This is a genomic window from Oleiphilus sp. HI0043, assembly GCF_001634935.1.
The window spans coordinates 1-493 of sequence record NZ_LWEY01000938.1 but is presented as its reverse complement, the minus strand read 5'-3'; the positions used below and the strand labels follow the sequence as shown (position 1 = coordinate 493).

Below are 493 nucleotides of genomic sequence, written 5' to 3'. Positions count from 1 at the left end.
AGCGTTGTAGATATACAAACCGTCGACGCTTACTGTACCGCCCCAAAGCTCGATACCATCATCCGCAGAACCAATGATTGCGATGTTCTCGATAGTTGTACCTGAACCTACAGAACCAAGAGAAAGACCGTTAAGCTCTTTGTCTTTTTCTACTTCATAACCAGAGTATTTGATCGCAACGTAAGTCAGTGTTCCACTGTTATCGTCCGCAATCGTTACACCAGCGTCAGGACCATAAGACTGAGTACCAGCTTCATAAGTACGCTCGCCTTTGTTGTTGGTAGATTGACCAAGGATAGTCAAGCCACCCCATTGACCCTGCTCGTCACCAGTATTAAGACCAGCAACGTCTTGAGCAGACGTAAAGATGATTGGGTTTGACTCTGTACCTTGAGCATCAATCATTGCACCACGGTTTATCGCTAGGTAAGAGTTACCTGAAGCACCGAAAAGTGTTGTTCCAGCTTCAATAGTAAGCGTAACACCGTCAACA

1 pseudogene is annotated in these 493 nt (G+C 45.6%); it reads right to left on the bottom strand.

The annotated features are described in order from the left end of the window. Positions 1–493 (bottom strand): annotated as a pseudogene (locus tag A3729_RS32780) (hypothetical protein); the annotation flags it as partial.